The organism is Chitinispirillales bacterium, from assembly GCA_031254455.1.
Lineage (GTDB): Bacteria > Fibrobacterota > Chitinivibrionia > Chitinivibrionales > Chitinivibrionaceae > WRFX01.
In genome coordinates this window covers 1-10,491 of sequence record JAIRUI010000042.1, presented here as the reverse complement: position 1 = coordinate 10,491, position 10,491 = coordinate 1, and the positions used below count along the sequence as shown (strand labels likewise).

9 protein-coding genes are annotated in these 10,491 nt (G+C 37.0%); 5 read left to right on the top strand and 4 right to left on the bottom strand.

All coding sequences use genetic code 11. The annotated features are described in order from the left end of the window. The 3 genes from LBH98_03245 to LBH98_03235 form a co-directional block, all read left to right on the top strand. Window positions 1–898 (top strand): HaeII family restriction endonuclease (locus LBH98_03245; GenBank protein MDR0303771.1); only part of this gene is annotated, 898 nt, incomplete at its 5' end. A 2-nt stretch (window positions 899–900) separates the two neighbouring features. Then, window positions 901–1,218, top strand: coding sequence for a hypothetical protein (locus tag LBH98_03240; protein MDR0303770.1), 318 nt, complete (start codon window positions 901–903; stop codon window positions 1,216–1,218). A gap of 392 nt (window positions 1,219–1,610) precedes the next feature. After that, a complete protein-coding gene (locus LBH98_03235; GenBank protein ID MDR0303769.1) occupies window positions 1,611–2,018 on the top strand; it encodes a hypothetical protein in 408 nt (135 codons plus the stop codon). An 80-nt stretch (window positions 2,019–2,098) separates the two neighbouring features. Here LBH98_03235 and LBH98_03230 read toward each other — a convergent pair whose 3' ends face one another. Together LBH98_03230 and LBH98_03225 are read right to left on the bottom strand one after the other, a co-directional pair. Then, on the bottom strand, window positions 2,099–3,271 hold the full coding sequence (locus tag LBH98_03230; protein ID MDR0303768.1) for an AI-2E family transporter: 1,173 nt from the start codon (window positions 3,269–3,271) through the stop codon (window positions 2,099–2,101). Then, window positions 3,264–4,118, bottom strand: a complete 855-nt coding sequence (locus LBH98_03225) for a DMT family transporter (protein MDR0303767.1) — start codon at window positions 4,116–4,118, stop codon at window positions 3,264–3,266. The genes LBH98_03230 and LBH98_03225 overlap by 8 nt, the downstream gene beginning before the upstream one ends. A 107-nt stretch (window positions 4,119–4,225) precedes the next feature. Between LBH98_03225 and LBH98_03220 the strand changes: the two genes are divergently transcribed. Beyond that, a complete protein-coding gene (locus LBH98_03220; protein MDR0303766.1) occupies window positions 4,226–8,326 on the top strand; it encodes a C25 family cysteine peptidase in 4,101 nt (1,366 codons plus the stop codon). Window positions 8,327–8,333: 7 nt separating this feature from the next. Continuing rightward, on the top strand, window positions 8,334–9,137 hold the full coding sequence (locus tag LBH98_03215; GenBank protein MDR0303765.1) for an MBL fold metallo-hydrolase: 804 nt from the start codon (window positions 8,334–8,336) through the stop codon (window positions 9,135–9,137). A gap of 22 nt (window positions 9,138–9,159) precedes the next feature. Here LBH98_03215 and LBH98_03210 read toward each other — a convergent pair whose 3' ends face one another. Further along, on the bottom strand, window positions 9,160–9,711 hold the full coding sequence (locus LBH98_03210; GenBank protein MDR0303764.1) for a hypothetical protein: 552 nt from the start codon (window positions 9,709–9,711) through the stop codon (window positions 9,160–9,162). Further along, on the bottom strand, window positions 9,712–10,491 hold a 780-nt coding region (locus LBH98_03205; GenBank protein MDR0303763.1), incomplete at its 5' end, for a hypothetical protein.

Sequence of the window (10,491 nt, the reverse complement as noted above, 5' to 3'; positions counted from 1 at the left end):
TATGGAAAATGAATTAACATATTGCGTGTCTAAAATAGAAAAAATGCTTTCACGTTCAACAACGAAAGTGATTTTTCCAATAATTACTTTTGGTTTAGTGAAAGAGTTTTGCGAAACTCAAAATGACTTCTTTGCCGATGCTAATGTGAGAGAGTGTTACAAAAATGCAGTACAATATTTTAAGGAATATTTGGGACATTCGCTTCATATTGGCGGCAAGTATTATGATGCCTATCCTTCAAGAAACCTTCCCAAATACGGGGTCTTAAAAACATTAGACAACAAACAGTACAGATTAACGGAGGAATATAAAAAATCTGCGCCGGATTTAGTGACTTTAATTCCCAAATTAGTGAAAGATTTTATCTCTGCAAAAATGGGTAAAATTCCAAATCTCGAAACAGTTGAAGATCAGCTTGAAATAGCAAAAGAGAAAGATGTGTTTTTGCAATTAATTAAACAGCAAATAAATATTAATTCATCAAATTTTGAGATTTTTTCTTTTGCTGTATTGAAAACTCATTTAGAAAAATTTGCCTGCAAACTTTACAGAGATACAAGAACTTACGCTCATGACAAAGGCGTTGATTTAAGCACAAATTTTGGAGTAGTTTATCAAATTAAGAAATTAAAATTACAGAATCAAAACAATGCTGATGTAATATTTAAAGAATTGCAAACTAATTTTTCAGACGAACGCATAAAAGACGGCAACGTAGTTATAATCATTGATGATATAACAAAAGAAGTGAAAAGTTATCTAATCAATATGAAAGTTCAATCATTGTCGAAAGAGGACATATTGGGCATTGCTTCTTTATTTGAGTTAGAAGAAAGGCTAAAAGTGTTGAGAGTTGTTTTTGATGAATTTTCAAGAGAATATAAAAGCGATATTTAATTATGAAAAAGCAAATCAGTGGAAAAAGATATGACTATATTATAGAATTGTCTGAAGGGTATTTTGAGGTAATTGCGATTAGAAAACAGGATAAAAGACGGTCGGCTATAACAAATGTCAATTACATTATTGGTGAAATAATAGAGCCAATACTAAAAACAAGAGACATACCGGATACAATAATTAAAGTGAATAAAAAAGATGGACTGAATTTGTTTAGTTCGGCAGTTGATGCCCTTAATGATGAAATATGGGGGCGTTATTTAGAAAATCAATTATATGAAGATTTTGAATATGACCATGACTATGAAAAAATGTAAAGATAATTCGACAAAAAGGTTTGCAAATATTTTACCCTGGAATTTGACTTACGGAATGAGAAATGTTACCGAAAAGTCAGACCAAAACGGAAAAGAGCTTTTTATTTCAAATTATTTGCGGTATTTGCCTGAAAAGGAACAAATTTCTTTATTTTAACCGAAAATCTAAAGTATATCGTTCTGGCAATATATAACGACTTTTGCGGGTTGGTTGGAGGATTCTTTGTATGGCGGAATAGGAATACATACGGGAGCGGGAATAACCGTTGCGATAAACGAACATCCATAGGAAACGAATAAACAAAAAAGGGAGAGTTATATGAAAAAGATAATTGTAAATTTGTTTTTTGTCGTTTGTATGCGCTTTCGCACAGGAGGACAACGACGACAATTTGCATATAGTTCTCGACAAAGCGGAAGTTTACTCTTTCAAAGTCTCAAATGTGGAAAAGAAAGTGGTCGCGCACTGGTATGAAGATACGCAAAATATAACCACAGAGGTAAAAGATACGGCAAAAAACGCTTTTTGGGCGGTATCAAACGGCGGCTTTTTGAGTTATCCGATATTGAATTTAATGGAAATCGGCGTTGGTTTTGAATGGCATGCGATACAAAGAGACGCTACAAAAATTCCGCCGGCTTACATTTACAAAGTTTTCACGCATACCGACAAAAATTATGATTCGGTTTTTCGCGGCGACTGGTCGTTCATAAACTTGCTTCCAATGGAAAAAAACGAAATAGCGGACAAAGAACTTTTGGATTATGCGGTAATTTACAGTGGAAAAATTATGTTTTGATTTAGAATTTGATAAACTTATATTTCGCCGAAAATCCCAAATCGTTAAGCGAATTGTTGTTTTCGCGAAACATTAATCCCCTAATTTTTTATATCTCCGGTAGAGGAAAAAAGCATCGCCAGCGGTTTTGTCGTTTCAAATTGCGATAAAGCGGCGTTGATTGTCACCATAATAGGTACGGCAAGAAACATTCCGACGATTCCCCAAATCGCTCCCCAAATCGCAAGCGACAAAAGTATCATTATCGGCGCCAAATTCAGACGGTCCCCCTGAAATTTCGGTTCTACGACGTTTCCTATTATAAACTGTATAGTCGTAAGAATAAACGCCATAAAAACCGCGTCGATAAAACTGTCGAACATGATGATTCCCAAAACGCTGGGTAGCGTCGTAGCGACAATAGAACCGATAGTGGGAATATAGTTCAGTATAAAAATTATAGCCGCCCACAACCAAACGAAATCAAGCCCAAAACCCGACATTACCGGATACGCCAAAGCCGCCGTCACAAACGAAACTATCGTTTTTATATTGAAATACCCTACTAAATTGCCTCCGATGTCTCTTATTATATTGTCTAATTTTTCAAATTTAGGATTAATTTCGCGAATTTTTTTGAACTTTTTATTGAAATTTACCCTTTCTCCGTAAAGAAAAACCAAATAAATAAGCACAAGCGCGGAATTTGCTACGCTTTTCCCCGCGAAGCCGCCGATTTTGTTGAACAGATTGCTGAAATTTATTTCGTCGATAATTTTGCTGTCGATAATTGGAAGGTGTGATTCGGGAATAATTGAAACTATCTGTTGAAAAGGAGAGAAATTCATATCGTCATCGACAGGTTTTTGCGAATCCATCACCATTTTGTTATACTGTACGATTTTTCCGTTGAAAAGCATCTGGTATTTCGTAGTGTTTGCAAGCATGTCGTCAAAATTTTTCGATATTACTTTGTAAAAAGAAAACAGGATAAAAACAGAAATAGTCAGCGATAAAATCACCGAAACCGCCAAAATCGCGACGCCCGCTCTTTTGGAAATCTCTTTTTTTGTGAAAAACAAAATAACGGACTTTATACCTTTGGAAATCAAATTCTCAAAATTTATCAGGACGAAGAATATAATGAGCGCCACAACAAACGGAATAATGAACGTTTTCGCCGCATACAATACACCGACCCCCAAAGCGATTATCAGTATCGTCAGCAGCCGATTCATTGAACGCGTGTAGTCAATCTTTCTTATCTCATCCATTTTTGCCGCCTTTGCCGTACAAAATCACAAAAAGTGAAAGCAGAGAAACCGCCATTCCTATAAAATATGTAATTGTAAGCGTCTCTCGCAATACCAAAAACGAGAAAAACGCCGCTAAAATCGGTTTGAAGAAAAAAAGCGAACTTCCCGCCGCGACCGAAACCCTTTTGAGCGCGTAAAAAAAACACAAATATCCTATCGCCGTCGTCGCAAAAATCAAATATGCAATTATGGAAACAGAGCGTATGTCTCTTGGAAAATCCCATTTTCCGACGAACATAAGCATAATAAGTCCGCCCAAAGTAAAAACGACCGCCGCGACCGAAATTGACGAATATCTTTCCACAAGCCATTTGCTTGAAGCGGTGTATATTCCAAACGTTATAGACGAAATTAAAAGTAAAATCGACGCATAAGTCTGTGAAAACCGCGGAATCGAAAATCCGTATATGGAAATATAGACGCCAGAAATTCCCAAAATTAAACCGGCGGCGATTTTTAACGAAAACTTTTCTTTAAGCAATATTCTTGCCGTAATTACCGCAAAAATCGGGTTGAGACAAAAAATCAGCGCGGCGCTGCTTGCCGGCATTTGTATAACGCCTTTGTGGTAAGGAATAAAACATCCGGCGATTCCGACAGCGGCGGCGAAAACAAAACCGAAAATTTCTTTTTTTGAAAGTTTTCTTAAATTTATCTTGCAGAACGGAAGCATGACCGCGCCGGAAACGATAAATCTCATTGAAGCGAGCAATACCGGATCGACAGTGTTTGGCAACATTTTTATCGCAACTTCAATTGTGCTGAAAAGAATCAAAGTTATTAAAAGCGCGATATATGCGTTCATTTTTTCCTTTTAGTAATTTTCGGTTTTGTTTTATAGTGTAAATACAAGTTTTATACGGAAAATAGTATTTTTCACAAAGTGGAATTTAATTTGAACAAAGGAAAACAATGTTGAAAAAATTATTTGCTTTAATATTTTTTGCTTTTTTGACAAATTCGTTTGCTTCCATCAGTATTATAGAAAACACCGATAACAAAATTGTTTTAAAAATTTCTTTTGATTCGATTTTTTATGATAATTCGCGGGGTATAATTTCAAACGGGAGCGATTTTCCGTATTCAATAGATAAAGAAATCTCCGTTCCTATGAAATTTGTAAATTTTACGGCTGATAAAAATTCAAAACCGCACGTTTTTGTTTCCGCTCAAAACAGAATTACAAAAAGAATCCCTCAAAATTTTGGCAAATATACAAACTCTGTAGTATTAGAATACTTTTCTGCAAGAAATATACCCGTTTTTTCAGCGGGAATAACTCCGATTTTGTCTATAAACGGCAACGAAATCGTTTACACGACATCCATGATTTTGACGATAATTTACTCTTACGGACAACAGCAGAATATAATCCCGAAAAGCGACTATTATAATTCAATCTCGGCAAATTTATTAAATTCCGATAAAGTTAAATATACGATATTTAAAGACGAAAGAAACCTAAGAAGGAGCATAAGAGAGTTTAACGCCATCTCCGACAAAGCGTTAAGATTTTCTATAGGAGACGCTCCAACAAAAGATGATTTTAACGAATGCGATCTATCGCAAGGCGTTGGAATATATAGAATTACTCCAAACGATTTGAAAGCGCTGGGCAGCGATTTATTAATAAGTTCGATAAAAGTATTCGCTTCTAATCCGAACGTCGCAGACAGCGTAACACCCTCATTTGCCGATTTACCGACAGGACTTGTGGATGTCCAATTAGTTATTCGCGACAAAAACGGGAACAAGTTTTTTGACGGCGACGATGAAATTTTGTTTTATGCGGAAAAAATACACAGATGGGTTTTTAATGAAACGTCAAAAAAATGGGAATTTTCTTTTAATTACACCGACTACCGCCGATATTATTGGATTACTGCGGAAAATTTTAATATTAATTCAAATATTATGGGTAAATTTAACGAGCAAGTTTCAAGTACGGCGGAACGTAAAAGCGGCGATGTGTATTTTCACGCAAAACGAAGTGTTTCAATTACAAGGGCGAGATACCCTACTTACGGACACGGAGACAAACGATATATTTGGAAAAATTTACACGGAGAAGATCCCTCGCTTTCGGTTGAATTTCCGCCTTCGTTCGTAAATTCAACATCAAAAGAACAGTCGCGGGTGCGATTTTTTGTCAGCGGTTTAGATTCAAATTTTTTAGGATTTAATTTGAAAATAGCAAACGATATTTTTTCCAATCAGGATACGGGAAAATGGATTTCGTTTCAAACTCCTAACGATATGAGTTTTTTATTTACGGCAAGATTTTTGGAAAAAAACAGAAATAATTATGTGGATTTTGAATCGTACGATTTACATTATAAACAAAATTTATCGTTGCAAAATATAAGAAACCTTCAATTTTATTCTGAAGAATCCAATGTTTCATCGCCTATTTCATATAGAATTTCCGATATTCCGAATGAATTTCATTTGTTTGTGCGCCATAACCCGAAAACGCAGTTAACGCAGTTAATCGATTCGTCTTCTACGGGCGGCGATTTGGTTTTTTATGATTCTACGGCTAACGGGTATAAGTATCATTTTGCATTGTCTTCAGGATTTTTCGCTATGCCTAAAACGGAATTGATTTCTTTGAGTCAAGCGAATGATTTACTTAATTCGTCTAACAAATCCGATTATTTGATTGTCGCACCGCAGATTTTTTTACAGCAGGCTGCAAAACTTGCAAAACATAAAGAAAAAATAGGATTCACGCCTAAGGTCGTTCTTTTGGAAGATATTTTTAATATATTTTCCGGAGGAGTTTTTGACCCGACGGCTATACGTAATTTTATGATTTATGCACGAAATACATGGGGGACATCACCTGAATATTTGGTTTTGTTTGGAAGCGGACATTATGATTACAAAAATATTTCATCTCGGCTGCAAAATTTTGTTCCCATATATATTGCGACAGCTAGAGACTTCCATCGCGATCTTGTTTCATATCCGATTGAAGATTTTTTTGCATACATAACGCCAAACGACACTGCAGGAAGCATAAGAGCCTTTCCGCAGCTTATTGTCGGACGGATCCCGGCGCAATCGGTTTCGGAGGCGGAATCCTATGTGGAAAAAGTAATATTGATGGAAACGACAGGAACCGATTCAATTTATCCGTTTTGGAGAAATCGTCCGCTTCTTGTCGCAGACGACGATATTCAAACTTCTTTATCTTGCAAAGAAGATATGGATCATACAGGACAATCCGATAGCGTGGGGAAAATCATTGATTCGTTTGACAAATCTTCGGATATTCGTAAAGTTACGCTTTTTGAGTATCCGTTTGACAATCAGAAACGTAAACCGCTTGCAAAAAATGCGGTGATAAACGAAATAAATAACGGCGTTTCGGTTTTTAATTATTTTGGACACGGCTCTTATCAAACGCTTTCCGACCAGTGCGCTTTTGAATATACCGACATACCGTCTCTTAATAATTATGGAAAATATTTTATATTCGGCGCGTTCTCCTGTTCTGTCGGTTTTTTCGATAATCCCGGGATTGACGGACTTTCCGAACTTTTGGTTAGAACCAAAGGTAAAGGAGCGATTGCTGCGATCTCAAGCGCACGTACGGCTTACGCCTCCGAAAACGGTAAACTCGCATACAAGTTTTTTAGCTGTTTTTATGAAACAAACAACGATTTCTCTTATACGGTAGGACAGGCGTATTTGGATTCAAAAATGTTGAGAGCTACAAATCTTTTAACTTTTTCACTGCTTGGAGACCCGTCGTATAATCCTATGCCCGATAGAAAAAAAATTACGGGAGAAATTCAAATTTTAAATAAAAACCGTGAAAAAATTGATACTTTACAAAAAATGCAAAACGTAATAGTTAAAGGGGAACTGCCCATAACGATAAATGACGGAATTTCACGAATAGCCGAAATCATTCTTCAAAACCCTGAAAATTTATCGCCGTCTCGAAAAGACGGACTGTCCGGCGAAACGATAGATTGTGATCCAAGGGCAAAAGGAAGAAAATTGAGTTTTGACGTTAAATATTCGCTTCCCGGCATGGTCGTCTCACGAGTTTCAGCGCAGATAACAGGAAATTCCTTTGAAATTCCACTGATGATTCCACCTACTGTAATGGATACCGTTCTTGGTTCGCGGCTTAAAATTCACGTTTGGGAGCCTAATTCCGGCAAAATTTATTACGGAGCGATATCCGACGGGCTGATTTTTAAAGGCTATGATATTTCAAATATCGATACGTCCGACCATGCAGGGCCGACAATAGCGGTGAGACGACTTTTCGGCGATTCTTCCGGAAATATAATTGACACTATTAAAAATAAAATCGTAGGCAATAAAATTACTATTGACGGATTTAATAAAAAATCGGGAACGGTTAACTTAGAAATATTGGTTTCGGACAAATCGGGGATTGATATTTTTTCTTCACAATCGCCTGGCGGCGGGATTTGCGTTTCAATAGAAAGGGTTATGGAGAAACAGCAGTACGGACAGGAAAATTTAACGCTGAAAGATGATGATTTTCGTTCTATTTCGTTTCAACTTCCACTTTCCAAAAATGAATTTCCTGCGTCCGGCGAGTATGAAATGACTATTTCCGCACATGATATTTTACAAAATATTACAACCCAGCGCTATATTTTGGACGTAAAATCGCTCAAAGACGAACAATACGTAATCGGCGACTTATTTTGTTATCCGTCGCCGGTAAGAATGGGGCAAACAACGACGTTTTACTTTAATCAGCCCGTTGATAATGTTGCGGAAATTTCTTTGAAAATTTATACTCTCAGCGGAAAATTAGTTCGAAGTTTCTCAAATGTGAACCGCGGGATTGTGTGGAATTTAACCGACCAAAGGGGGCAGAAATTATCGCCGAATGTTTATTTGTACCGGCTTTTTGTGAAACGTTTCACAAGGAGTGACGACTCATCTCAAATGTCCGCCCAAAAAAGCGAAATAATAAAAAGCGAAATAAAAAAATTAGTAATTTATCCGCCGAAATGAGTTGAAAATGTTTGAAATATTGTTTCTGGGAACCGGAACGTCGCACGGAGTTCCTACCGTGGATTGTATGATAAACGACTATAAATATTGCTCTAAAAATGTTTGTCGGCTTGCTCAAAACGATAAAAAACACAAACGAAGCCGTTCGTCAATACTTGTTTCTTTCAACGAAAAGAACGTTTTGATTGATTGCGGTCCGGATTTTCGCGAACAGGTTTTGCGTGAAAAAATAAAAAAAATAGATGCGGTTTTATTTACCCACCGTCACAGCGACCACATTTGTGGAGTTCCCGATATTCGCTCTTACAGCGGCGCAACCGGCGGCAAATTTCTCCCTGTTTACGGTTCGCCGGAAACTATCGGCGCGATTTCACAAAGTTTTTCTTATATTTTTGACCCGAATACTTTTGTCGGCGGCGGAATACCGGAACTTGAACGAAATGTGATAATTAAAAAAGTTAACTTATTTGAAATGGAATTCGTAGTTATTCCCGTCGAACACGGCAGCTGCAAGGGGTGTTTCGGCTATAGATTCGGCGATATTGCATATATTCCCGATGTAAAAAGCATTCCGAAAGATTCAATTAACCTACTGAAAAATCTGGAGTTATTGATAATTGATTGTCTTAGGATGAAAAATGTGCACAGTACCCATTTTATTTACGACGATGTTAAAAATTTGATTGAAAGGATAAACCCTAAAAAAGTTCTGGGAACACACCTTTGCCATGACATTCACTATAAAACCGATGAAAAAGTTGTTGACAAAAGAATGAAATTCGCTTACGACGGCTTGAAAATAACGGTTTAGCGCAAAAGTTAAAGCCTTACCGTTAAATGGAATTAGTCTTTAACGCTTGGTCATCGATGTATTTCATAATTTCTTTGAGATAACCCTGTACGTCCCGTTTAATTAGCATTGTGTAAATCGCGTTGATTTTTTTATTCATAACTGTCTGCTGTTTATACAAGATACAGTCGTTATTGATTTTATAACTGCCGCCTGCGGAAAGGACGTCGGGAATGATTTTTGCCGTTCTGTTGTATTTTTCCATACGAAAAACAACCATTTTTTGCTCTTGAAATTTTTCACGAAACATTTCAACTCCTAATTTTGCCACCGAATAATTATACTCGTATAAGATCCTATTCGTTTTAGTGTTTTCTTCTATGAGCGTAATTTTAACGTTGGTCTTTGCGGAATATTCTCTAACTTTCTCAAAATTAAATAAGATACTTAAGATTTCATCGTCGGATAATTTGGGAATGTCGATTCTGTAAGTAAGTGAAAAGCTTGAATCCTTGAAATCGTATTCCGGACGAATTTTTTCTCGCGAAAACGCCAAAACCGCAAAGCAAAACACAATAAAAAACTGTCGCCGCATCTATATTTTCTCCAAAAAATCGTTAATTCTTTTAACACATTCGTCTCTGCCGATAATCGGAATTATATCGTGAAGCGACGGTCCGCCGCCCATACCCGTAATTGCCAAACGTGCTGGAAGTCCTACTTTCCCAAAACCTACGGAAAACTGAGCGGCCGTATTTTGCAGCAAATTATCGCACGTCTCGGCGTTGCAATTTTCCAGTAGTGATAATTTTCTTACCAATTCGAACAATATTTCCTTTAAATCGGAATTTTTCTTTGTTTTTTGCAAAGTTTGCTCGTCGTAATTTTTCGGGGAATTAAAAAAGAAAACGCACAAAGCGGGAATTTCGGTAATTTTATGCGTACGTTCTTTCATTAAATTTATCGCCGAAATGATTTTTGCTTTATCGTTTGCACCGATTGCAAAAAATTCGTTTTTTACCTCTTCATAAATCGTTTCACAAGGAATTTTAGATAAATACCGCCCGTTCATCCATTCCAATTTTTTTGTGTCGAAAATCGAAGATTTTGGGCTGACCTTGCTCAAATCAAACGCGTCTATCATTTCCCGTACGGACATTATTTCGCGGTCGTCGCCCGGATTCCAGCCTAAAAGCGCAAGAAAGTTTCGCAATGCGTCCGGCAGAAACCCTTCGTTCTTATAATCCATAACGCTTGCCGCACCTTTTCGTTTGGAGAGTTTCCCTCCGTCCTCGCTCAAAATCACCGGCAAATGCGCAAAAACCGGCGGCGCCCAACCAAACGCTTCATAAAGTAAGATGTGTTTTGGAGTAGA